Source organism: Pseudoalteromonas sp. NEC-BIFX-2020_015 (assembly GCF_012952265.1).
Classification (GTDB): Bacteria; Pseudomonadota; Gammaproteobacteria; order Enterobacterales; family Alteromonadaceae; genus Pseudoalteromonas; species Pseudoalteromonas neustonica.
The window spans coordinates 1-23,424 of the sequence record NZ_JABCJL010000017.1 but is presented as its reverse complement, the minus strand read 5'-3'; the positions used below and the strand labels follow the sequence as shown (position 1 = coordinate 23,424).

General features: G+C 39.3%; 18 protein-coding genes. 8 read left to right on the top strand and 10 right to left on the bottom strand.

The genetic code is table 11. From position 1 onward, the window contains the following. Positions 1 to 60 precede the first annotated feature (60 nt). A complete protein-coding gene (locus HH219_RS13485) occupies positions 61 to 930 on the top strand; it encodes an MYG1 family protein (protein ID WP_169327761.1) in 870 nt (289 codons plus the stop codon). Positions 931 to 1,039: 109 nt separating this feature from the next. Here the strand turns inward: HH219_RS13485 and HH219_RS13480 are convergent, their stop codons facing one another. Beyond that, the gene (locus HH219_RS13480; protein ID WP_169327760.1) at positions 1,040 to 3,118 is read right to left on the bottom strand and encodes a bifunctional diguanylate cyclase/phosphodiesterase; all 2,079 of its coding nucleotides are present in this window, start codon (positions 3,116 to 3,118) and stop codon (positions 1,040 to 1,042) included. Positions 3,119 to 3,944: 826 nt separating this feature from the next. Between HH219_RS13480 and katG the strand changes: the two genes are divergently transcribed. Next, a complete protein-coding gene (gene katG, locus HH219_RS13475) occupies positions 3,945 to 6,122 on the top strand; it encodes a catalase/peroxidase HPI (RefSeq protein ID WP_169327759.1) in 2,178 nt (725 codons plus the stop codon). A gap of 204 nt (positions 6,123 to 6,326) precedes the next feature. Here katG and HH219_RS13470 read toward each other — a convergent pair whose 3' ends face one another. Continuing rightward, positions 6,327 to 7,001, bottom strand: a complete 675-nt coding sequence (locus tag HH219_RS13470; RefSeq protein WP_169327758.1) for an NAD(P)H-dependent oxidoreductase — start codon at positions 6,999 to 7,001, stop codon at positions 6,327 to 6,329. A 130-nt stretch (positions 7,002 to 7,131) separates the two neighbouring features. Between HH219_RS13470 and HH219_RS13465 the strand changes: the two genes are divergently transcribed. From HH219_RS13465 to HH219_RS13450, 4 genes are all read left to right on the top strand, one after another. Further along, positions 7,132 to 7,983: a LysR family transcriptional regulator gene (locus HH219_RS13465; protein WP_169327757.1), complete on the top strand. Its 852-nt coding sequence runs from the start codon at positions 7,132 to 7,134 to the stop codon at positions 7,981 to 7,983. Between the two features lie 394 nt (positions 7,984 to 8,377). Beyond that, positions 8,378 to 9,010, top strand: a complete 633-nt coding sequence (locus HH219_RS13460; RefSeq protein ID WP_169327756.1) for a hypothetical protein — start codon at positions 8,378 to 8,380, stop codon at positions 9,008 to 9,010. Further along, complete coding sequence (locus tag HH219_RS13455; protein WP_169327755.1) at positions 9,007 to 9,702, top strand: hypothetical protein; 696 nt, start codon at positions 9,007 to 9,009, stop codon at positions 9,700 to 9,702. The genes HH219_RS13460 and HH219_RS13455 overlap by 4 nt, the downstream gene beginning before the upstream one ends. Further along, on the top strand, positions 9,695 to 10,591 hold the full coding sequence (locus HH219_RS13450; RefSeq protein ID WP_169327754.1) for a hypothetical protein: 897 nt from the start codon (positions 9,695 to 9,697) through the stop codon (positions 10,589 to 10,591). Before HH219_RS13455 ends, HH219_RS13450 begins: the two co-directional genes overlap by 8 nt. A gap of 145 nt (positions 10,592 to 10,736) precedes the next feature. Here HH219_RS13450 and HH219_RS13445 read toward each other — a convergent pair whose 3' ends face one another. The 3 genes from HH219_RS13445 to HH219_RS13435 form a co-directional block, all read right to left on the bottom strand. After that, the gene (locus tag HH219_RS13445) at positions 10,737 to 13,094 is read right to left on the bottom strand and encodes a S9 family peptidase (protein WP_169327753.1); all 2,358 of its coding nucleotides are present in this window, start codon (positions 13,092 to 13,094) and stop codon (positions 10,737 to 10,739) included. A 174-nt stretch (positions 13,095 to 13,268) separates the two neighbouring features. Further along, on the bottom strand, positions 13,269 to 13,913 hold the full coding sequence (gene tmpT, locus HH219_RS13440; protein ID WP_054203917.1) for a thiopurine S-methyltransferase: 645 nt from the start codon (positions 13,911 to 13,913) through the stop codon (positions 13,269 to 13,271). Positions 13,914 to 13,922: 9 nt separating this feature from the next. After that, a complete protein-coding gene (locus HH219_RS13435; RefSeq protein WP_169327752.1) occupies positions 13,923 to 14,414 on the bottom strand; it encodes a DUF2938 domain-containing protein in 492 nt (163 codons plus the stop codon). Between the two features lie 100 nt (positions 14,415 to 14,514). Here HH219_RS13435 and HH219_RS13430 point away from each other — a divergent pair, with 100 nt between their 5' ends. Continuing rightward, the gene (locus HH219_RS13430; protein WP_169327751.1) at positions 14,515 to 15,405 is read left to right on the top strand and encodes a LysR family transcriptional regulator; all 891 of its coding nucleotides are present in this window, start codon (positions 14,515 to 14,517) and stop codon (positions 15,403 to 15,405) included. Here HH219_RS13430 and HH219_RS13425 read toward each other — a convergent pair. The 3 genes from HH219_RS13425 to rmuC are packed head-to-tail and all read right to left on the bottom strand — an operon-like array spanning position 15,402 to position 18,382. Further along, entirely contained in the window at positions 15,402 to 15,980 is a 579-nt protein-coding gene (locus HH219_RS13425) for a DJ-1/PfpI family protein (protein ID WP_169327750.1), read from the bottom strand. The two genes, HH219_RS13430 and HH219_RS13425, sit on opposite strands and share 4 nt — an antisense overlap. Before the next feature lie 12 nt (positions 15,981 to 15,992). Continuing rightward, complete coding sequence (locus HH219_RS22045) at positions 15,993 to 16,907, bottom strand: hypothetical protein (RefSeq protein WP_235575684.1); 915 nt, start codon at positions 16,905 to 16,907, stop codon at positions 15,993 to 15,995. 8 nt (positions 16,908 to 16,915) lie between these two features. Further along, positions 16,916 to 18,382: a DNA recombination protein RmuC gene (gene rmuC / locus HH219_RS13415; protein ID WP_169327749.1), complete on the bottom strand. Its 1,467-nt coding sequence runs from the start codon at positions 18,380 to 18,382 to the stop codon at positions 16,916 to 16,918. A gap of 270 nt (positions 18,383 to 18,652) precedes the next feature. Between rmuC and HH219_RS13410 the strand changes: the two genes are divergently transcribed. Beyond that, positions 18,653 to 19,210 carry a hypothetical protein gene (locus HH219_RS13410; RefSeq protein ID WP_054203912.1) on the top strand — a complete coding sequence of 186 codons (558 nt, stop codon included), beginning with the start codon at positions 18,653 to 18,655 and terminating at the stop codon, positions 19,208 to 19,210. Here the strand turns inward: HH219_RS13410 and HH219_RS13405 are convergent. Beyond that, positions 19,207 to 21,804 (bottom strand): serine/threonine-protein kinase, encoded by a 2,598-nt coding sequence (locus HH219_RS13405; RefSeq protein WP_169327748.1) that lies wholly within the window; start codon positions 21,802 to 21,804, stop codon positions 19,207 to 19,209. The genes HH219_RS13410 and HH219_RS13405 overlap by 4 nt on opposite strands. After that, a complete protein-coding gene (locus tag HH219_RS13400; RefSeq protein WP_169327747.1) occupies positions 21,788 to 22,771 on the bottom strand; it encodes an FHA domain-containing protein in 984 nt (327 codons plus the stop codon). The genes HH219_RS13405 and HH219_RS13400 overlap by 17 nt, the downstream gene beginning before the upstream one ends. Positions 22,772 to 23,424 lie beyond the last annotated feature (653 nt).

Sequence of the window (23,424 nt, the reverse complement as noted above, 5' to 3'; positions counted from 1 at the left end):
AAAATAGTTAAGTGTAAATAACGACACCTTCTTCTCCCTTTCAAAAATGACACAATACAAATGAATGAAATAACGATAGCAACTCACAACGGTAATTTTCATGCAGATGATGTTTTCAGCATTGCCGCACTCAAAAGCATTTACCCTTCTTTTAAACTCATACGTACCCGCGATTTAGAGCTTATAAATAAGGCTGATATTGTGATTGATGTAGGGGGTGAACATAACCCTGATACTGGCCGCTTTGATCATCACCAACGTGGTGGGGCAGGCGAACGTGAGAACGGCATTCCTTATTCTTCATTTGGTTTAATTTGGCAAAAATATGGCTTAACACTGTGCAATGGCGATCAAGACGTTGCAAATTCTGTTGATTCTAGTCTAGTGTCAACAATCGATGCCATTGATTGTGGTCACGTTGAAGGTGTATCAAAAGGGGTTAGCCTAAGCCAAACCATCTCCATGTTTAATCCTACGTGGCAAGAAGAAAGCGACTTTGATAGCTGTTTTAATGAAGCTGTTGAGTTTGCATCTCGTATTTTAACGCGATTCATTGCAGCAGCAAGCGGCGGCATTAACGCCAAAGCCATTGTTGCTCAAGCAGTCAAAAATGCAGAAGATCCTAGAGTAATCGTATTAGAGAAATACACGCCATGGAAAAAAACAGTCCATGCATTATCTGACGACGCTTTATATATGGTTTACCCTTCGCATTCTGGGCAATGGATAATTCAAACAGTGCCTGCTGAGCTTGGTTCGTTTGAAGACAGAAAACCGTTGCCAAAAGCGTGGGCAGGTTTATCAGACAAAGAGTTTCAAGATGCAACGGGCCTCGATGACGCTATGTTTTGTCACAATGGGTTATTTATTGCCGGTGCAAAATCGTTTAGCAGCGCAATGAAAATGGCCGCGATTGCCCTTGCTGAATAACGAAGTTGCAGCTTAAATTATAAACGTAACAACGTTACTTGTTACGTTTTGTTTAAACTAATTTATACCACTTATCAATTTTAACAATTAGCTTTTAACAATAGACTGATTATTTATGTGCTGCGGATAACTCCAGCAACTGCTTTGCAGGCAGTGGTTTACTAAAATAATAACCTTGCACAAAATCACAATTTAAATCATTCAACAGTAAAAGCTGCTCTTTAGTTTCAACACCTTCAGCAACAACTTTAAGCCCTAAACTGTGCGACATCGCAATAGTTGCTTTAACTAAGTCACAGTCAGGCTTATTTTCAGTTATGCAATTAATAAAGCTGCGATCAATTTTTAGTACGTCAAATGGGTATTGCCTTAAATAGCTTAACGACGAATAACCTGTACCAAAATCATCCATTGATAACTTTATTCCTAACGCATTAATTTCAACTATCGCGTCGTGAATAAAAGATTGCCCCGTCATCAGCACACCTTCCGTTATTTCAAGCTCTAAACTATCGGTATCAATCTGTTTATCTTTGAGTATATTTTTTATAAAATTAAGTAACTCAGTATCGCGAAATTGACGAGGCGATAAATTAACAGCCATAGTGTACTTTTTGTGTTCAGTATTTTGCCACTGATGTAAAAACCAAAGCGCCTGTTTAATAACAAAGCGTCCGATTGGTACAATAAGACCCGAATTCTCAGCAATAGGAATAAACTCTTCAGGTGTTACGTTACCTAAAACAGGGTTGTTCCAGCGAAGCAGTGCCTCAGCACCAATGATATGCCCCTTTTTTACATCAACTTGAGGTTGGTAGTATAATTCAAATTCATTTCGCTCTAATGCACCGCGCATTTGCCCTTCAATTTCAAACCGCCGCTGCATAATAATATTCATTTCTTTCGTAAAAAATGAATAGGTGTTTCGCCCAAGCGCTTTAGCTTGGTACATGGCAGTATCGGCACAGCGTAATAAATCAGACGCGCAATTCCCATTTTTAGGGTATATAGCAATGCCAATGCTCAAAGTAAGAACGAGCTCTCTGCCATCCACTTCAAAAGGTTTTCTAAAGGTTTTAAGTAAGTTTTCAGCAATGACAAGTGCATTATGATGTTCAGTTAAACCACGCAGCAATACAATAAATTCATCACCGCCAAGGCGACCTACAGTATCTTCCTTTCGTAAAACTTGCTGTAAGCGCTTAGCCGATTCGATTAAAAGCTTGTCACCAACCTCATGCCCTAATGAGTCGTTCACTTTTTTAAAATCATCTAAATCCAAAAAAAACACCGCGGCCTTTTCGTTACTTCTTTGCGCTTCAATAAGTATTTGAGATAAACGATCGAGCGCTAAAAAGCGATTTGGTAATGAAGTTAAACTATCAAAATAGGCCTGATGTCGAATAACCTCAGCAGATTTGTATTGCTCTGTAATATCACGAATAATCAGCATTACTTGATGATATTCGGATAATAGACCAATTCTAGCTTCAAAATAAACAACACCGTGGGGCATAGTCAGCGCATACTCAAAACTTACCATTGTTTTTTGTTGCAATGCTTTTGCAATATGGGATTGAAACTTACTCGCAACTTCCTCAGGTAACACATCAGCCATATTATTACCGATAAACTGCTCAGGTGATGCATAAAGATGTTCGTCATCACTGGCGTGATAATCAATAATAGTTCCGCATTCTTCCATCAAAAAGAATAAATCGGGTATAGCACCAAATATTGTTTCAAGCATATGGTCTTTAAATATTGCCTGAGCTTGAGCCTGCTTAACATCGCTTAAGTCAATATCAATGCAATACATTTGTTTAATATTATGCTGATTAGTGAACATTACATGGCTGGAGAAAACAATGATATCCTTCCCACTTTTATCACGCAATATAGCCTCTGACGCTGGAATTTCTATACCATGTTTTACCCAGTCACTGTGCGCCACAATCACTCCCTCACGCATAGGCTCAGGTATAATCAAATCTTCAAGTTTTTTCCCTTTAGCCTCCTCTTCGGTATAACCATAAAGAAGTTCACTACCTTGGTTCCAGTAAATAACTCGTCGCTCTTGATCATACCCCTGAACAGAAATAACATTCACAGCATCAAATAGTTGGTGTAACGGATCATTGATAGCATACTGATGAGTTAACATATTAACGACTGTTTTAGAATTCATGCTAAGGCGTAAACCAATAATTATTTTATTTAATAATAGGATGAAATGATTGAATTAGCATATTTAAAATTAATAATTTCAACCTAGGGCATGTTGACCTTTATTGATTGATATTTGTTCAACCCAGGGGCAGTTTAATCGCGGCGCGAGGTTTGTAACCGAGTGGGCTAAGTAAGAATCGAGCAAAGCTTCCACGTCCTGCTCACGCCCCTTACCTATATCCGTGTAGGCAACAAAGAGTTAATCGCCTCAGGAAGAACCCTTAAGGCAGCGCATGTTTGGTATTTATACTGCTGCAAAATCAATTACGAAAGGTCAGCACGCCCTAGCAACAAACAATTTTCAATCGACTTATGCCTTAATCACACCCAGTACTAAAACTGATATTTAAGGGTCAACTAAATTCATACCACAATTATGTTGATCACTGATGACACAAACAAAATGTAATCCCCCTTTACAGTTTGGCTCTGATTTCTGCAAAGTAGAATAGGGGTTAAACTTAATCCCTTACGATAGACGCTAATTTTGACATTCAAAGAGATTGGCATTGTTATAAACGAACATATTGATATTAAGCTTCTATGAAGCGTTAAATCCAATATTTTTGGTAGCTTAGGTATATGTACTACAACCTAATAGGTTTTCTACGAGTGGAATCTAAATAATCGATGGTTGCAATCGTTTTAAAGCACTGATCGGGATCTAGTTTTTAATCGTTAATACCCTATCATTGATTTAAGCAAGTATGTTGCAATCAACTAAACTAAACTGTAACTGTAGCAAGTAATAGTTTGAGTTTTATTTATCAATAAAGGAGCTAGAAATGAGCAATTCAGGTGCTGGGAAATGCCCCGTCATGCACGGTAGCAACACACAAACGTCTAATTCCAATACTGATTGGTGGCCCAATACATTAAATTTAGACATTCTCCATCAACACGACACTAAAACAAACCCCTATGGAAATGAATTTAATTACGCCGAAGAATTCAAAAAGTTAGATCTTGAAGCCGTTAAAACCGATTTAAAAAACCTAATGACACAAAGCCAAGATTGGTGGCCTGCCGATTGGGGGCATTACGGTGGTTTGATGATCCGTATGGCATGGCACTCAGCTGGTTCATACCGTTTAGCTGATGGCCGTGGCGGTGGTGGCACAGCTAACCAACGCTTTGCGCCTTTAAACTCTTGGCCTGATAACGCCAATCTTGATAAAGCCCGCCGTTTACTTTGGCCTATAAAGAAAAAATACGGAAACAAATTATCGTGGGCTGATTTAATCATTCTAGCCGGTAATATGGCATATGAATCAATGGGTTTAAAAACTTTTGGCTTTGCCGGTGGCCGTGCAGATATCTGGCACCCAGAAAAAGACGTATATTGGGGCGCTGAAAAAGAGTGGCTTGCACCAAGTGATGAACGTTACGCCAACGTAGCAAAACCAGACACCATGGAAAACCCCTTAGCGGCCGTCCAAATGGGCTTAATTTATGTCAATCCTGAGGGCGTAAACGGCCAACCTGATCCGCTTAAAACCGCTGAGCAAGTGCGCGAAACCTTTGCTCGAATGGCAATGGATGATGAAGAAACCGCAGCACTTACTGTAGGTGGTCATACGGTAGGTAAAACGCATGGTAATGGCAGCGAAGAAAACCTTGGCCCAGAACCAGAAGCAGCCGACGTCTTTGAGCAAGGACTTGGTTGGAATAACCATAAAACACGTGGCATAGGCCGCGATACCATGACTTCAGGCATCGAAGGCGCGTGGACCACACACCCAACTAAGTGGGATAATGGCTACTGTTACTTACTTCTAAATTATGAGTGGGAGCTTACCAAAAGTCCTGCGGGCGCAAACCAGTGGGAACCTGTAAACATTAAAGAAGAAGATAGACCTGTTGATGTTGAAGACCCGTCAATTCGTTTGAACCCAATCATGACCGACGCCGATATGGCAATGAAGATGGACCCTGCGTATCGTAAAATTATCGAACGCTTTAATGATGATTTTGAGTATTTTAGCGATGTATTTGCACGTGCTTGGTTTAAGCTTACCCATCGCGACTTAGGCCCAAAATCACGCTACCTTGGTGCTGATGTGCCAAGCGAAGATCTGATCTGGCAAGACCCAATCCCAAGTGTCGATTACACCTTATGTGATACTGAAATCAGCGATCTAAAAGTTAAGCTGTTAAATAGTGGCATCAGTGCCAGTGACTTGATCAGCACCGCATGGGATAGCGCACGTACTTATCGAGGCTCTGATCATCGCGGCGGAGCCAATGGCGCACGCATTCGCTTAAGCCCACAAAAAGAGTGGCTAGGTAACGAGCCTGAACGCTTGACCAACGTATTAAGTACACTTAAAAAAGTACAAGCGGGTTTAAGCAAACCAGTTAGTTTAGCGGACTTAATTGTACTCGGTGGTACAGCCGCGGTGGAACAAGCTGCAAAAGCAGCTGGGGTAAATGTAACTGTACCGTTTTCGCCAGGACGAGGTGATGCAACTGACGAAATGACCGATGCAGAGTCATTCGATGTGCTTGAGCCAATTCACGATGGTTTTAGAAACTGGCAGAAAAAAGACTACACCGTATCAGCTGAAGAGTTGCTGTTAGAGCGCAGCCAACTCATGGGTTTAACCGCACCAGAAGTCACGGTATTAATTGGCGGTATGCGTGTATTGGGCACTAACCACGGTGGCAGTCACCATGGTGTGTTCACTGATAGCGTGGGCACATTAAGCAATGACTTTTTTGTTAACTTAACCGATATGAATAATCGCTGGGAACCTGCCAGCAAAAGCACCTATAACATTGTTGAGCGCAGCTCTGGCAATACAAAGTGGACCGCCACTCGTGTTGATTTAGTGTTTGGCTCAAACTCCATTCTACGAGCGCTTGCGGAGTTTTATGCTCAAGACGATAACAAACAACGTTTTGTAAAAGACTTCGTTAATGCATGGGTAAAAGTAATGAACGCAGACCGCTTTGATATTTAATCAAAACATCGATTATTAATTAAAGCACAAAAACCAAGAGCGCGAGGGTATTAACCCTCGCGCTTTTTTATATCAGAAACCTTAAATCTGAATTTGTAAAACAATATAAACTGTAAACCCCCATTACGGTTTGACTAAAAATACCACAGTAAAGCGTGTGTTATTTAGTCTGTTAAATTGTTCAAAGGTTTATGCATATTACAATTACTCAGCAGCCATATTGGAAAGTTGTTGTGCAAGCTCAGTTGCTTGGCTATAGGCTTTGCTTAACGATTGTTGATGACGAGCATCAGCAAACTCCTGATACTCTGACGCTATCTCATGAATCGTTGTAACACCTAAATATTTGCTTAAACTACGTAAATGCGGCACTAAGTGGCTCATGTGCTCACGAATACCGCCTTGCTCAAAACCAAATTCACCAGTTGATGTGATCACAATCAATGTTTTTCCGCCCAGCAAAGGCTGTAGCGGGAAGTCACCACGGGCCAGATCAAAATCAAAGGTTTTGTTGATCCGAATAACTTGATCAAACCACGCTTTTAGTTGCGCTGGCATGCCATAGTTGTACATAGGCGACGAAATCACAATAATATCAGCCTTACTCACTTCAGCAATAAATTGGTCTGACTCTAAAAGTATGTGCTTTTGCTGTGCTGACTTTTTGTGCTCTGGTGTAAATACTGCGCCAATCCACTCTTGGGTAATAAAAGAGGGTGGGTTCACACCTACATCACGATAAATATACTCACCTATATCTTGTTGCTCTCTAAAGGTATTAATAAAACGCCTAGCAATATTTTTAGAGATTGAATCGTGATCTGGGTTATCATTTTTGGCAGCTCTTACGCTTGCATCAATGTGTAATAGGGTAGTCATAGTGTTTATCCTGTTAATGAACATGGGACAATCATCTAACTTAAAGCGCTATTTCACAAACGAGTTAACCTCACCTATAAATGAGTTATAATCACCTATAGTTATTCCACTTTTTCGCAGGTATCACTTTATGCAAGTCTCACTACAAGCACTTAAAGCCTTTGAAGCTGCGGCACGTTTAGGCAGCTTTAAAGCCGCAGCGAATGAGCTATCACTGACGCCAACCGCAATTTCGCACCATATTAATAATCTTGAAAGCCGTTTAAACGTCGATTTATTTTACCGCCAAGTCAGAAAAATCACCCTCACACCGACTGGTGAATATTTAAGTGCCGCAACGAGCGACGGCTTTAACCGCATAGACCAAGCATTAGCAACTGTGCAAGCTACAGGGGCAACCGTTAAAATAACCACCACCTCGTCACTGGCCGCACTGCGCTTAATACCCGCATTACAGGAGCTATCGGTCAGCCAGCCTAATCTTGAGGTGGATATATCAACCAGTGAAGCCGTTGATAAACAATTGCACACCTTGCCCATTCGCTTTGGGGAACGTCTGCATATAAACGCTGACGACATTATAAAAACCGAGCAATTTAATGTATTTGGCTCATATAAAGCAACAGATACTCCATGGCAAAATGGCCCTGTTACGCTCTATACCACAAAATGGAAAAACAAAGCACTGAGTGAGCCACCACTTAAACAATGGCTTACTCAAAACAACTTAGATCCTGCGTTATTTATTATTAAAACCTTTGACCAAGAACTATTTGGCATCCAAGAAGCCATGGCAGGCTCAGGACTGGTGTTTTGCTCAACCACGCTGGTACAACGATTATTAAATACCGAGTTACTTAAAAGCTTTGATACCCACGCAGTTGAATCAGAGTTTTGCTACTACATACCGGATAAACAGCGTTTTCAAACCCGAGATACCCGCCTAGTTTTAGAATGGGTAGAAGGGTTACTGGGCTTGTAAGGTTAGTTAGATTTGCAGCCACCTAAATTCACAGTTTATTGTGAATTTAGGTGATTTTGAGTCTGTTTAGACATTAATTCACAGAATACTGTGGATTTTGGATTGGTACTCAAAGCCACAATAAAATAGACATGGAGGTTAGTGGTAGAAGTTAATTTAGGTATTATTCGATAGTTTTAGATGAATAACGATCTAAAGTTAATAGCCCTTTTAGCCCTACCATTAATTCACTTCGCCAGAAATAAGTATTTAAATACAATACATTAATTAAATTATTACAAGAGAATTCACAATAAACAAAACACACTTATCTGCTTTCACTATTGACTATTAAAATATTCAAAGGGATACTCGTCCTAATTCCTAGGACTTGGGACGAAAGGTTGGAGATGAAATGAAAAGTCAAGATGTTTTATTGTTACTTAAAATAATTTCAATGCATGCAGATCTTGATGGTAAAGATGTTGATACAGATATTATTCAAATTGATGATACTTGGGCGGATTGGGATGATAAGGGGTTAACACCTACTTTTACAGAAATGGATCAAATTGAAAGCCAGTTTTCATTAAGAAACTTAGAAAGCTTAACGGGTATAAGTAAATCTCAGATTAGTCTTAGTCTTAATCGCATGTACAACGTAGGACTTGCCAAAGTAGACCGTAAACTCAATGTACCAAAAACAAATATTAAAGCCTTTTTAGAATTTATTGCCTATGGTATTCGATACGTTTTTCCTGCAAAAGAGGGGGTGATTGGCAGAGGGATCGCTACGTCAATAGCTGCTCCTGTTCTCAGAGGTAAGCTAATGACATCTGGAGAACTTCAGCCTGTGTGGTCAAATCCAAGAGGTAATACAAAAGGCTTATTAGTTGAACCATTACATCCAAAAATATTTATAGCAGTACAACAAGATGCACAGTTATACGCCATGTTAGCATTAGTTGATGCTATAAGAATAGGTCATCCGCGAGAACGAAATTTAGCATTGGAAATGCTCAATAACATATTTAAGGTAGCAAAATGAATACAATCAATCTGCAAAAAGAGATGTTAATAAAAGTTGCTACAGCACTTGGAGAGGACCTGATCAGATCAATGGTATTTGTTGGTGGTTGCACAACTGGGTTGTTGGTCACAGATGAGTTTACTAAAGAACAAATAAGATACACTGACGATGTTGACCTCATTGTTGATATCATGGGGTATGCAGCTTGGACCGATTTACAAGAGCATCTTAAAACGAAAGGGTTTTCAATTGATATGGGTGAAGAAGTTATGTGCCGTATGATACTTGATAACCTGAAAGTTGATTTTATGCCTGTTGATGAGAATGCACTTGGTTTTACCAATATATGGTATAAAGGCGCGGTAGCAACCGCAGAAGACTATGTACTTAATGATACACTGACCATTAAATTAATAACGCCAGAGTATTTTGTAGCCACAAAGCTTGAAGCCTATTTAGGCAGAGGAAAGGGAGATGCTCTTTCTAGCCATGATATTGAAGACCTACTTAATATTTTTGATGGCAGATCGTCAATAGTTAATGATATCTCATCAGCCTCAGATGATTTAAAAAATTATGTTAGTGAACAACTTAAGAGCTTAATGGAAGATGAGAATTTTGAGTATGCGGTTCAAGGAACTTCTAGAAATAGTTATGATAGAGAGCAGTTGATCTTTGAACGCATTGAGGGATGTATTGCGTATGACTGATCCTTCCTCAATAAAATTGATACACCGAACACAGCAAGGAGCTGAACGAGAAGAAAACAAGGATTGCTTTTCGATTATAAATTCTGATTTTGGCACTTGGGTATTCGTGATTGATATATCAACCTCATCTATCGCTACAACAAACCTAGCTAAAAGGTTTAGTGAAAATTTTCATAATTGTCTCCAAGATTTACTTATAAATAGTGCTGAACTTTTTTCAGAAAAAGTAACACAAGCTAAGCCTCAACTTGAGAGTTATTTTGAAGATCCTGTAAAACGTAAACAGATTATCCAAAAAGCTTTTAGCGCAACTAAAAAAGAATTGAAAATCGGTGTCGCCAGCTTTTTGTCACTGTATCGTAATTATAGCTCCAATAAAGTTTATGGTTTCAGTGCAGGTGATTGCCGCTTAGGTTTAATCAATAATAAAGGTATTGAATGGTTATCTCCTGTTCATACAGGGGCTAACCCATCAGGCAAAAACTTTGAGAACTCAATGAGTCAAGCACCTGAGCGTCATATATTAACTAAAAGTTTAAATTTAAGACGGAAATTTGAGCCTGAAACGTTTGAATTAGACTCTTCAACCGACGATGTCTTGGTTCTAGCTACAGATGGTTTTTGGATGGAATTGAATGAGGCGCAGCAGAAAAGCTTCATCAATAAACCTAACGTATGTTTTACTGATAAATATTTGGTTGATGATACTTCGGTATTACTTATTACCTGGTCCGAACCTGAACAAAAGATTACCCCTCAATTTGATTGTAGTTTAACGTTTGAATTACAGTCATCATCAACAAAAACACCAACAAATGATAACCTCTTGGTTATTAACAGCATAAGTAGTGATTTTAGTCGAAATACCTATAAGAAGAGAGAAGAATAGTGGATATTAATCTGTTCGATTATGGATTTTTTGAGTTTCGTTGCACTCTACCCAACCTTTGTAAACCCCCGTTACATTTTGATTAAAAAAGCCACAAACTACTTGTTAGTATGTGGCTTTTTAGTCTCTAAACTAACTAATCAAATTACTGATTCAATAAGTTCTTTTCAAAAAACTCGGCCATCATAGTGTGGTAGTGCAGGGCAGTGCCTTTGCCTTCACGCAGGCTGTGTGAGCGGTTTGGGTATGAGAAAAACTCAAACTGTTTGTTGTGCTTTACAAGCTCGTCAATTAAGCGCTCTGAGCCTTGGTAATGCACGTTGTCATCGCCGGTGCCGTGAATCAGCAATAGCTTACCGGTTAGGTTTTTAGCAAAGGTAATAGGCGAGGTGTTATCGTAACTCTCAGGATCGGTATTTGGGTTGCCCGCATAACGCTCTTGGTAAATGGTGTCGTACAAACGAATGTCCGGCACGGGTGCTGAGGCAATACCCACTTTGAATTTATCACCATGGCGGAACAATAAGTTAAGTGTTGAGCTACCGCCCCCTGAGTGACCCCACACGCCAACACGATCGGTGTCTATTACATCCCAACGTTTAGCCATGGCATCAAGTGCATCCACTTGATCTTGCACGGTAATTGAGCCAATTTTTTTATAAATCGATTTGCGCCAATCACGGCCTTTGGGTGCGCGAGTACCTCGGTTATCAACCGATGCGACAATAAAGCCTTTTTGGGTTAACAGTGATTTGTACAAATAGCTATTGCCTTCATAGCGGTCTTGCACTGTTGAGCCCCACGGTTCACCGTATACGTAAAAAACAATCGGGTATTTTTTATTTTTATCCATGTTCTCTGGGAACATAATGTAGCCGTCAAGCTCAGTGCCGTCTTGCGCATTCACTTTAAAAAACTCATGGCTTGGTAAGCTTTGCTCAGCCAGTTTTTCTTTTAGTTCTTTATTTTCAACTAACGTTTTTACATTACTGTGGTCTGCCACTTTAATGATTTCTTTTGTTGGCGGTGTGCCAAATTTAGAATACGTGTGCATCGCCCATGAGGCATCTTTAGACATGTAATAGCTGTTTGAGCCTTCAAACTCAGCAGGGGTTACACGCACAGGTTTGCTACTGCCATCAAGTGGCGTGCTATATAAATAGCGCTGACCTGGATCGTTTGGTGAAGCAATAAAATACATGACGTTTTTGTCTTCATTGATCGTGAGCATATCAACAATATCGTAATCGCCAGGCGTTAGGTCAATAATGGTTTTGCCATCGCGCGATACACGGTAAAGATGACGCCAGCCGTCACGTTCGCTGTGCCAAATAAAGAATTTGCCGTCTTTTGACCAATTGGCTTTATAAAACCATTCGATAAACGCATCGTCTTTATCTTCTAAAATTTTAGTCAGTTGCTGCTTTTGCCAGTCAAATAACCACACTTTGTTGTGGCTTTGTGGACGATTTAAATCTTGGATCATTAACTCATCCCCTGTGCCTGCCCAGCTAATACGCGGAATGTAGCGATCGCGATTATCACCTTCGAGCTTTGCCCAGCGGGTTTGTTTGTCGCTAAGGCTTACCACACCAACACGAACTGCTGAGTTAGTTTCACCGGCTTTAGGATACGGAAACGTTTTGAGAGTAGGGTAGAGCTCATCGGTGTTGTTGATCATAGTGAAAAATTTAACACCGCTGGTATCAAGCTGCCAATAAGCGATTGATTTGTTATCGGGGCTCCAACGAAAGCCATCAGCAATGGTGAACTCTTCTTCGTAAACCCAATCAAAGTTGCCGTTAACAATGGTGGCGCTGCCATCGATTGTGAGCGCAGTTACATCGTTACTGCCAACCGCTTGCATATAAATGTTGTTATCGCGCACGTAAGCCACTTTTGAGCTATCTGGCGAAAATTTAGCAAACATGAGCTTAGTAGGCTCAACGTCTGCGCCACCTAATTGCTGTAATTGGTTAGTCTCAAGGTTGAGTAACCAAAAGTCTCCGCGGCTGCGTGAGCGCCAAACTTGCTCGCTATTGGTAAATACCATGAGCCATTTACCATCTTTTGACCACTGGTAGCTTTCTATTGCCAACGGCTCTTCAGCGCCTTCTGGGTGTAGCTTTTCAAACTCAACTAATACCTTACGGTCAGTACCATCGGCATTGTAGAACACAATGTCGTTACCTTTTATGCCATTGTCTTTGTCATCATCAGCTTTTTCGTCATCCGCTTTAGTATTATCAGCGTCGTCTTTTTTATCTTTTTCGCTCTCACGCGCTTCAAGCACTGTGTAGCCAGTGCCATCGTCTAACCATTTAAAGTAAGTGCTACGCTGCGCTTTAAAATATTTATTTTTATAGATTTGTTCAAAGCTCAGAGGGTTACTTATTTGGCTTGTAGCAGCTTGTGTGCTGCCACTTTCGGTCATTGAGCAGCCAGATAACGATAACCCAGCGAGTACCGACAGTACTATAGCGGTGGATTTGAATAATTTCATGTAAGTTCCTAAAGTGGAGTATTTGCTTATTGTCGTTATTTTTAAGGGTTGTCTAACACATTTATCCGATACAAAAATAATGTTAAACAACTTTTACTTTAGCAAATTTTGTACTTAATATCAGAACACTTATCGCAAGCATTCACGCATTGAACTCAATTATTGCATGCAATACTAGCAATTTTTTCTGCTTAATAGCCAAACGACTGCATTGGCAGGCTTAACACCTTTAACGCCATTGGTAATGGCATCACACGTTATTAACTTTAGCGAATAGATGCGATGATAATGATCAAACACTTCCTGAGCGCTAACGCTGTATGGTGTGCCATCATGCTTAGATTGGTCATACACACAACAAATAAGCAATTGCGGGGCACTCTTTGTAATATTAGTGATATGTGCAGTGTATTTTTTACGTAATTTGAAAGGCAAAGCAACCAAGGCACCGCGATCATATATAGCATCGACTGATCCAAGTAACTCAGTTGTTAAAGCAAAAATATCGCCGACCCAAATAGTCACATTACCCGCGCAATACTGCGTCAGTTGACCATACTGAGTTAGGGTGGGTGCTAAACCTAAATCGATAAATAACGCCTTAATCGCACTTACACTAAGCTCAACACCCACAACATGCATTCCTTTATTAAGCAGCCAAGCAATATCCTTTGTTTTACCACACAAAGGCACAAAAATACGGCTATCAATAGATGGGACTAAGTTAGTAAAATAACGATCTAAGTAAGGATTTACATTGTTTTCATGAAAACCAATATCGTCATCTTTCCATCGCTTTAACCAATAATTAGCTGACATAACGATCCTCTAAAATAGTAGTAAAACAATTGAACTGATATAAATCCCCACACCAAACACGCAGTGCGATACACAACTTTTGACTCTGGCTAAAGCAGGTTTAGGAGTTTTACTAGCAGCAATCCCCAAGCCTAGCGCCGGTTGCATAATAAAAAGCGGCATACACACGGTCGCTAAACCGAATAAAAACGCAGGTACTAAGCTTGGTGATGCCAGCCAGCTGGATGATACAAGCAGTAAGAAGACTAAGCTAAAAACGATGCCTATTACATAGTGAATAAACCAGCCAATAACACATTCGTATTTTTGAGTGGGTGCCTGAGCAATCGCAGCATGATTAAATTGGCCTTTTCGCATTAAACTTACCCAACGGCCTACCATGCAAAAATTTAAAGCACTAATACCAAACACCTTGGCAAGTAATAGCGCCCATACGTCGAGCACAGCTGTAGCACCTACACCAATCGCTATAACAGTAACCCAATCAATACCTTCAAACATAAAAATACTCTTTACTAAGAAAACTTAGTAATCATGATATACACTTACACAAACGCTAAATACAAAGCTTTAATCAAACTTAAATTGCAAAAGTGGAATCATGTTAGATGATATAGTGTTATTTGTGCATATAGTGCAGCAAGGTGGGTTATCGCAAGCTGGGCAGTATTTATCGCTGCCTGGTGCGACGGTCACCCGGCGTTTACAACGTCTTGAGTCTCGCCTTGGCCAAAAGTTACTACACCGTTCTGCGCGCCAATGTACGCTGACACAGCAAGGGCAGGTGTACTATCAAAGTTATGCAAATTTAGTTGAGCAATTTGAACAAACCAGTCATCAACTTAATCAACAAAAAGAACAACTAAGCGGTAAACTCAAAGTGCTTGCGCCGCTTAATATTTGCCATGGTTTTTTACGACCCATGTGGTTGTCGTTCACTAAAGCGTACCCTGATATTCAATTAGAGCTTGTTTTGGGTAACCAGCTTGAAGACATCATAAAAAACCAAGCCGATTTAGCCCTAAGAATAGGCCCACAGGAAGATTCGCTGCTACAACAAAAAAAGCTCGGACAAGCAGATTCTATTTTGGTGGCGACCCCTAACTATTTAACTAGCACCGCTGAACTTAAAGAGCCAAATGATCTTAAACAGCACCGCTTAATTGGCACTACGCTTAGAAATAAATGGCCGCTGACCAATACCAAAACTCGCGCCAGTTACACGCATATGTGCCGCTTTAATAGCATTTATAACGATACAAGTTTTATGAAATATCAAATATGCGATCATCAAGGGATAGGATTACTACCGCGATTTGAAATTATAAATGAGCTTAAAACAGGCGAGTTAGTAAGGGTTTTACCTGAATGGCAAAGTCTACCAAGGGAGATTTTTGCTATTTGGCCAAGCGGGCGTTTACTTAGTAAAAAATCGGTTTGTTTACGTGATTACATGCATATATTTATACAACAGCAACTACCAGAGGGCTAAGTGTTTGTGTGCCACCGATATTCCATTTGCTTCGCCGTAAGCTCAGCATGTTCTGGGCTTATTAACTCTGCAACTAGCGCTAAACACATATCAATTCCCGCAGAAATTCCGCCTGAAGTGGTAAATTTACCTTGCGATACCCAGCGTTTATTGGTGATCACATTTAGGCCTGGGAACATAGCAGCAAGATCTGCTTGATCTTCCCAATGTGTGGTAACCGTTAAGCAATCAAGTAAATCAGCTTTGGCTAATAAAAAAGCACCAGTGCAAACCGAGGCTACTTTAGCAGCAGCGTCAGCGGCTTCTCGTATCCAGTTAATTACGGCCCTTTTTTCAAGTTCATAGGTATGTACACCACCAACAACTATTAGCAAGTCTATCGCCGGATGATTATCAAAACTGTAATGGGGGTTTACACTAAAGCCTGCACGCGCAAGTACTGGTTTGTTTTGCTCGGCTACAAAAAATACCTGCCAATCATTATCAGCTAAGCGTTTTGCCGTGCTAAACACTTCAAATGGGCCTGAAAAATCCAGCACTTCTGCATCATTGTAAATATATATACCAATGTTCATCACTTGTTTTCCTTATGCTTTAGTATCATTTACGTCAAAAATTAGTTTTAACCACCTTAAATTTTTAGTCGTTAGATGTGCTTGTTCATGCAGTGATTCATCATCGTATACATCTTTATAAACATGACAAATTGCAACATCGGTAAGCTCACGCCACGTTTCATCTCCTAACTCAGGTATAGAACATTCACCTAAGTTAAAGCTGGTTAAAGGGTCATGCTCTGCTTCGGTTGTTCTAAGTGTGAGCTCCAACTCTTGCAAAATAGGGTTTATTACTTGCAGTGTATTAGCAGCCTCAAATTCTTGAATGATATTGTTTTGAGCTGTTTTGATTTCTTTTTCAAGTTGATATTGGGAAAATTTATCCGCAGAAGCACGCAAACCATATTTGTTCAATAGGCCTGTGACGCTTGGCAACACTGCTTTAGCTGCTATACCTGCCCCTAATAAAGGATTTGCTATGGCAGCAAGGCCACCAACTAATAGCATACCGTAAGTAAGCTTTTGATCTAACGCGTCTATATCATTTGCTAGTGACTGCAAGGTATTCGTTTGCCCAGTCGCTTGTGCTCGCATTATCTCATCAGTGCTGTTTAGCATGTAGAGCCTAAGTCCGGCTTCAGCGTGTTCGTTTGGGAAATGAAACACTCGTCGTTTAGGCAAGTTATTCACTTCGGGGACACCTTTAGGCAGGCAGCGCATGGTGTGTAGAGCAAATTTATACTCTGATAATTCGAAAGGGATTACAAAATAATGTTTTTCGTCAAACGATAGCGGGCTTACTTTTCCACAGTGCTCTAACGACATGAAAATAGGGAGTCCATTGACCTTTTCTTTTGCTAAAACATAGCCTTTACTAAACTCATCGGTGAGTTTATCTGATGCTAATTTTAGCGTAGCAATTCCTTTGTTTAAAAACTGTTTCATTCTCTTTATTAATCCAATTCTAGTTGGGCTCGTTCAACACTTTCAGCGGGTAAGTCTTTTTGCACTGAGACACCAAGCTCTTTAAACTCAGAGGCTTGTTTAATTAAGTTACCTTTACCACGATATAGCTGAGAAAATGCTTTGTCGTAGCTTTCTTTGGCTTTATCTAATTGTTTACCAACACCTTCCATACTGGTTAAAAAACCATTGAGCTTATTATAAAAACGCTCAGCACGATTAGCTAACTCTTTAGAGTATTTGGTTTGCTCTTCAAAGCGCCATAACTGTTTAACAATATTTAAACTTGTGAGTAGGGTAGTGGGAGTCGCAACTAGAATGTTTTTTTCAATTGCTTGTTGGTAGATATCACTTTGGTATTTAAGTGCTTCAACAAAAGCAGACTCTATTGGCACAAACATCACCACAACCTCTGGTGAATTAATTCCTGGGAGGCGATCATATGATTTACTCGCCAATTCATTAATACGCGCTTTAACAGCCTCTACATGCTCTTTAATCGCTTGTTGCGCTTGAAGTTCGTTATCTGCATTTACATAGCGGGTGTAAGCATTGAGTGACGTTTTAGCATCTATAACCAAATGGCGACCTTGCGGTAAATATACCACTACATCGGGACGAAGGCGGCCATCGTCAGTATTAAACGACACCTCGCGTTTGTAATCAGTTCCAGCGCGCAGGCCCGCGCTATCTAACACGTTTTCAAGCATAAGTTCTCCCCAATTACCTTGGGTTTTCTTTTGCCCTTGGAGTGCGTTACTGAGCCTATCTGCTTGATCTGTTATTGCTTGGCTTTTGGCTTGTAAATGCAGTAGCTCTATTTTAAGTGCCTCGCGCTGTTTTACATCTTCAACGTGAATAGACTCTAACTTATCTCTAAAGCCTTTTAACTCGCCTTGCACAGGTTTTAATAGTTGTTCAATGCTCTCTTGATTTAAGGCTTTAAACTTTTGCGATTTTTCTTCAAGGATTTGATTCGCTAAATTTTCAAACTCTTTTTTTAGCTGCTCTTTACTTTGTTTGATGTGTTCAAGCTGCTCTTCAAAGTGTGTTTGCTTTTGTTCAAGTACAGTGCGCATTGTACTAAGCTCTATGCCGCGGGCATTGTGTTCGCCACGCAGGGCTGTTAGTTCGCTTTCCGCTTTACGCCAATAATGGTTGTACTGTTGGCTTTGTTTTTCTTGCTCGGTAAAACGTGTTTTAAAATGTTGGGTTTCATCACGTTGCTCTTGATGGCTTCGCTCGAGCAAATCGTGTTCATCTAATAAGGTGCTGTATTGTTGTTGCTTTTCACTTAGTTGATTTTGTATTAGTAGCAGTTGCTGTTGATGCTCACTCATTTGCTGCGATAAGCGTTTACCTTTATTTGAGTAAACGAGACCTAGAAGTACGGCACCAGTGGTAAAACCGACCCCAACACTCACCCAATCGATGCTTGTAAGTAGCTGTATATACATAAATAAACTTCATTAGCCTAAAGACACTTAATAATAACGAAGATCAAACAAGCAAGATAGCCATATTTGGCTCTAAGATACAGGTAAACATAGATGATTTAATTCAAACGAATAACCAAAAACACGTTTGTATTACGCGCTTCCCCCATTAAAAATATTACACGCTATTACAAATAAACGTAATAGCTTTTATTAGTAAAAAGTATCACCTACAATAAAACTCGTACCAAATAAGTACCGACTCCACCAACTGTAACAAGGAAAGATAAAATGACGATTGCTCAACACCCTGATATTCAAGTTCCATGTAATGAAGACAATTTTTCGCAAACAGCCCACTTTACGCTGCTTCCGCATACAAGTGAAAGTTGGCTTACCTTCCATGTAAACACAGAAAGTAGCACACTTTTAACTGAAACCTTAAGTATCGAGTTTCAAAACCCAAAAGGCACAACCCCAGCCGGGCTTGCAGTAAAACAATTTGCTGAGCTTGTTGTAACACTTGATCAATCTGTTGCTGATGAATGGGTGTTTTATGGTAATGGTGTTGAATACTGTGGTGCTGGCAGTAACTGCCAGTATAACATTTCAACCTCAATAGATGCTTCAGGTAAGGTGCTTACTTTAAAAGTAACAGATGTTGGAGCGACCTATGCGTTTGCAGGGGTCGATACAGGTAACTTGGATAAAGTAATCGAAGTAACGCAAGGTGAAGATACAGCTTACTTACCTATTAGCTTTAGATATGTTGCAAAACATAATTCAGGTCAAATTTATATGTCGCAAGATCCTAAGATTGTTGTACGTAGACCAGGGGCAACTCTTTAATTTAAAGTAAAGCCACAACTAAAAGAAGAGTCATATTGCTGCATTAATGTAATAAACTCTTCTTTTTTGCACCAAGGTTTAAACCAAGGTAACTTAAACCACATCGGGTGGTAACCAATTGTTAATGACTTCTCTATATACATTATCGCTGATTGGTATTCACCAATAACGCTGTAAACAAGTGCCGCAGTAAACACATACTCATAGTGCTCTGACGAGATACTAATTGCTTTATTTAGTGCCTGTAATGCAAGTTTAGCCTCGCCTAATTGGCTATGCGCTTGCGCCACCTCTAAATAACCATCAAGAGTCTGTTTATCTTGCGTCAATTCAATGACTTTTAGGTAATTAGCTGGGTATGATTCAATCAGGCTAAGCGCCTTTTGTGTATCCGCTAAATTAAGCCTAAAGCTAACATGTTCGGGGTTTATATCAACTGCTTGCTGGGCAACTATTAATGCTTGTTCAAACTCACCTTGCAATGAATAAGCAATACTTAAGTTACTCAAATCTGTACTATCAGCCTTAATATTTATAGCCTGTTTATATTGCTTTATAGCAATTACTAAATCACCTTCGGTAAGTGCTATATCAGCCAATAATTGATTGGCCATATAATTTTGTGGGCTGACACTTATCACCTCATTAAGTAACTGCTTTGCTTTTTCAATATCACCTTGCCACCACATAACTAAAGCTAAATTTTGCTTAATTATAGGATTCGTCCGTATTTTTAATGCAAGTTCAAACGCACTTTGAGCCTCAGATAACTTATCTTGATGTAAATACAGCATTCCCTTTAGTTCATAAAGAGTTAAGGTGCTAGCGCCTACTTGTTCAGCTTTGGCCAAATACTGTATAGCCGCAGACCAATCTTGTCTAGCAACCGCTATTAACATGGCATTTTTAGCAAATGCAGGGGTATTTTGATATGCCAACGGCGAGTTAAAAAGCAACTTACTGGCAATATTTAAATACTCATCCTGTTGAGACTGCTGGTATAAACTCAGTGCAACCTCACGTAATAACTCATAGTTAGCGTATAACTGCGGGGTTTGTTCAATCGCGCTACTAATTTGCATGAATAGCTGTTCACTGTAATCGCCTACATGCTGCACTTTTTGATACAACTCGATATGTTCAATTTGTACTTTGTCGCTCAACTGCGACATTACAACATATTTATTATCAAAATCAGGGTAAAGTGCAGTTAATTGCTGACTGCTTGAATGGTGCATTTGACTATAATTATCAATAATAATAGGCCATTGCTTACGTGCTTTGACCGTCCAATTAGGTGCTTCTAAACGAACTAACGTTAAATAACATTGTGGCTGCATACAATTGAGTTCAGCTCTTACAGCTTCTTGCATACCAGTTGCAATACTTAACTGTTTTAACCTCTGTGTTAAAGTTTGTTGGTTGTTACTATCTTCAATAACTTTTATTTCATCTTCTGAGATAAGGTGTAAGTGTTTACTATTAATAATACCTTGTCTAACTGCATCATCTATCGTAGCTTTTACCATATTTATATCAGCTTCGAAAAGCGGAGGCATTTTTATTTCAGGGGCTAAAAATACAACATAATGTTCTTCTGGTTTATGTACTTCAAACTTATACATTAAGCCTGTGGTTATGGCTGCAATCCCCATCACTGCAGCTAAAATCCTCCACTTTTTAGGTGATTTTGTTTTTACGACTAATTGATCAAGTGGAATTGTCTCTTGCGCTAAAATTTCTTGCTGTTTAATAGCAATAATAATGTCTTGTAACCTGCGTTCGACGCTTTGAGCATTTACGGGACGACGTGATTTTTTTCGCTGTAGTAATTGATTGAGTAAATCACATAATTCATTGGGTAGTGCGGGAATTATCTCGTGTGCATTGCTGGCTTTTCCATTTGCAATATTATTAGCTAATGCTTGCGCGGCCCCTTCACCAAAGGGATGACGGCCACTAATAAACATATATGCTAGTATACCAAATGAAAATAAATCGCTTTTAAAATCAACAGGCTCTTTTCTTATCTGTTCAGGTGACATCGCACTTGCACTGCCAAAACTCAGGTCCTGAACAGACTCATCTGATTCTGTATTATGTAAAGCAGCAATGCCAAAGTCTGTAATTTTTAATATGTTTTTATCGGTATCAATTATGATATTTGCGGGCTTTAAATCGCAATGAATTACTTGCTGACTATGTGCATGAGACAAGCCTGCACATAGCTGTAAAAGTATGTTCAGTTTATCCAACAAACAACAAATATGCTGTTGCTGGAACTGTTGTAAGGTTTTGCCTTTCAAATACTCCATAACAATGCATAGTTGGTCTTCAAACATCAGTACATCATGTATTTGCACAATATGTGGATGATTAAGACGAGCTAATAATTGTGCTTCATTAAGAACGTTGATATCTGCCGCCGATTGTGTGGAATTAACTTTAATAAGTTTAATTGCCACATAGCGCTTCAAACGGGTATCTTCAGCAAGATAGACAGAGCCCATTCCGCCTTGATTAAGTAATTTTATTAATTTGTAATTAACGATTGTTGTATTAAATTTTTCCACGCTGTTATGCGGTTGCGACATTCGAGGTTCTCTCTAACTCATGCCCTTTGTATATTTCAAAGGTTTTACCTGCAAAGCGAACTCTGCGTAATTGTCGCTCAATAATATTTTCAGCATCATGAACATGCGTTAAAACTTCAGAAAACTGTTTGCGGGCACGATGAATCTGAATATTTAAATATCGCATATCAACCCCTAAGTCTTTAACTAACCGATCTGTTTCTACCCAGCCTTGGTTAGCGGGTGTAACACCACGCTGTGCGTCTTCAGCACGATATCGCGCTAAATTAAGTGTTAGATAGTGATGACAGCGAGCATGTAAATCAATTTCTTTGTTATTGTACTTTATTGTAAGTTCAGAGATTTCTTCATCAAGGCTCAGGTTAAAATGAAACTCCAAATCATTAATATACAACTGTGGCACACTGCTCATTTGTGTTACATCGTCTATATGACTAGATAGAAACATCCAACGAGAATCGCCAAGGGTAATTATATGATTATCTTGCAACACTTCAGGGTCATCTTGTGTGGCGTCATCTAATGATTCTAAGTGCCACTGACCGCTGCTGTTTTCAAAAACAACAACATGATCAGGATTGTGCTCAGGTACTAGATGATAATGACTAAGCGAAATGACGTCTGTTGTTTTTTTATTATACTCATCAAGTCGAATTAATTGATCTGCAGGTGCTGCTAGGTTTTTTACAACATACGTTGTTTCTGAGTTACCTGAAAAATATATTTTGTCACCAATGCAAAGTAACTTGGGCTCATCTTTTACAAGGCGTTTATTGTTTAGCCACGTTCCATTTAGGCTCAAATCTCTAATAAACCATTTACCGTTTACCCATTCAATAATAGTATGGATTTTAGATACACTCGGATCACTTATCAAAGTATCGACTGAGTATTGATAACGACCAAAGGTATGATGTGCGTATAAAAAACAATAATCGTTTGTACGTTTATCAATTAAGTGAGCCATAATTGCACCTTGTTCTATCGTTGAATAAAGAAGCCAAATGTATCAGTAAAAATTCCTTACATTTTAAAGCTAAATGCAAGAGATTTACATTACTGAGTATATTGATAATTAGTGAAGATTACACTTTGAAAAGTAAATAATATGTACTTTTTTAAGGTAATTGTGCCCAATATCATAAAAAACAAAACTATCCTAAGTATATGAACTCATTTCTTATCTATTACACTCCAGTAAAGTGACTATTTTCAACTAAATAGATTAGTTATTTTTTATAAATTAAATCAACAGGTTCGTAAATCTCTTAATCAAAGTTAGGTTAATGGATATGGATATGGATATGGATAAAATTAAAACAAAAAAAACCAGCTTAAAAAGCTGGTTCAATCATTACTAAATTTAGTAACCAATAGGGGGGAAATCAACATGATGCTTGTGCAAACTGCAATTTAACAACAAGCACAATAGTAGACGCCGCCTTACTGATTAAGTTCAAAATAATTAAAATTTAATTTAGTCTCTAAGCTACGGGCATAAAAAAAGCCAGCTCAAAGTGGGCTGGCTCAATCATTACTAAATTTAGTAACCAAATAGGGAAATCAACATGTTGCTTGGATAAACTGCAATTCATCAACAAGCACAATAGTAGACGCCGC

What these genes read in the sequence shown, in the direction of transcription:
- HH219_RS13465 (WP_169327757.1), top strand. Translation starts at nt 7,132, where the DNA reads ATGCAAGTCTCACTACAAGCACTTAAAGCCTTTGAAGCTGCGGCACGT.
- HH219_RS13410 (WP_054203912.1), top strand. Translation starts at nt 18,653, where the DNA reads ATGACGATTGCTCAACACCCTGATATTCAAGTTCCATGTAATGAAGAC.
- HH219_RS13425 (WP_169327750.1), bottom strand. Translation starts at nt 15,980, where the DNA reads ATGAACATTGGTATATATATTTACAATGATGCAGAAGTGCTGGATTTT.
- HH219_RS13460 (WP_169327756.1), top strand. Translation starts at nt 8,378, where the DNA reads ATGAAAAGTCAAGATGTTTTATTGTTACTTAAAATAATTTCAATGCAT.
- HH219_RS13450 (WP_169327754.1), top strand. Translation starts at nt 9,695, where the DNA reads ATGACTGATCCTTCCTCAATAAAATTGATACACCGAACACAGCAAGGA.
- rmuC (WP_169327749.1), bottom strand. Translation starts at nt 18,382, where the DNA reads ATGTATATACAGCTACTTACAAGCATCGATTGGGTGAGTGTTGGGGTC.
- HH219_RS22045 (WP_235575684.1), bottom strand. Translation starts at nt 16,907, where the DNA reads ATGAAACAGTTTTTAAACAAAGGAATTGCTACGCTAAAATTAGCATCA.
- HH219_RS13405 (WP_169327748.1), bottom strand. Translation starts at nt 21,804, where the DNA reads ATGTCGCAACCGCATAACAGCGTGGAAAAATTTAATACAACAATCGTT.
- HH219_RS13430 (WP_169327751.1), top strand. Translation starts at nt 14,515, where the DNA reads ATGTTAGATGATATAGTGTTATTTGTGCATATAGTGCAGCAAGGTGGG.
- HH219_RS13445 (WP_169327753.1), bottom strand. Translation starts at nt 13,094, where the DNA reads ATGAAATTATTCAAATCCACCGCTATAGTACTGTCGGTACTCGCTGGG.
- HH219_RS13480 (WP_169327760.1), bottom strand. Translation starts at nt 3,118, where the DNA reads ATGAATTCTAAAACAGTCGTTAATATGTTAACTCATCAGTATGCTATC.
- HH219_RS13435 (WP_169327752.1), bottom strand. Translation starts at nt 14,414, where the DNA reads ATGTTTGAAGGTATTGATTGGGTTACTGTTATAGCGATTGGTGTAGGT.
- HH219_RS13470 (WP_169327758.1), bottom strand. Translation starts at nt 7,001, where the DNA reads ATGACTACCCTATTACACATTGATGCAAGCGTAAGAGCTGCCAAAAAT.
- HH219_RS13485 (WP_169327761.1), top strand. Translation starts at nt 61, where the DNA reads ATGAATGAAATAACGATAGCAACTCACAACGGTAATTTTCATGCAGAT.
- HH219_RS13455 (WP_169327755.1), top strand. Translation starts at nt 9,007, where the DNA reads ATGAATACAATCAATCTGCAAAAAGAGATGTTAATAAAAGTTGCTACA.
- tmpT (WP_054203917.1), bottom strand. Translation starts at nt 13,913, where the DNA reads ATGTCAGCTAATTATTGGTTAAAGCGATGGAAAGATGACGATATTGGT.
- HH219_RS13400 (WP_169327747.1), bottom strand. Translation starts at nt 22,771, where the DNA reads ATGGCTCACTTAATTGATAAACGTACAAACGATTATTGTTTTTTATAC.
- katG (WP_169327759.1), top strand. Translation starts at nt 3,945, where the DNA reads ATGAGCAATTCAGGTGCTGGGAAATGCCCCGTCATGCACGGTAGCAAC.